The sequence below is a fragment of the Ralstonia sp. VS2407 genome, assembly GCF_052950655.1.
The window spans coordinates 1-494 of record NZ_JBRFVG010000187.1 but is presented as its reverse complement, the minus strand read 5'-3'; the positions used below and the strand labels follow the sequence as shown (position 1 = coordinate 494).

The 494-nt window shown below is 57.7% G+C and carries 1 protein-coding gene; it reads right to left on the bottom strand.

The features are described from left to right. On the bottom strand, positions 1-494 hold a 494-nt coding region (locus tag ACU8YE_RS24540; RefSeq protein ID WP_446929999.1), incomplete at both ends, for a choice-of-anchor M domain-containing protein.

Genomic DNA, 494 nt, shown 5'->3' with positions numbered 1-494 from the left:
ACACCCAGTTGGCATGAACGTGCGTATTGGCCTCCATATGAACCAGCTGCTCGCCAGACTTGGTGGAGTTATACAGCGGCATGGGGGAGTCGAAACCGTTTTCAATGAACATGTGAGCTTGTCCCGGGCCGTCATGTCTTGTGAAGACGAGATCGGTTCCACGCGGGAAATTTTTGACGATCTCGGGGGCTTGGGTGTTCCAGCCCAGCCAGACGACTTTTTGGTCTTGAGTCTGAGGAATGACGTAGGCCTTTTCCCCGCGCATGTCACCCAGGAAGGAATAGGTGTCATCGTTGGGCACGTCGATACGCGAAGCGTCCGCGACGCGCAGCACCGTGTCGTCAGTGTTGCGCCAGACTGGCGGGTTCGCGGAGTCGTCACGGGCCATGAGGGAGAACTTTCCGTCGACGATGCGGGGACCGATGTCGACGTGGCCGCGCTTGATTTCAGCCGGACCTTTCGCCACCTTCTCGTTATCTGAAACGGTCTGCTTG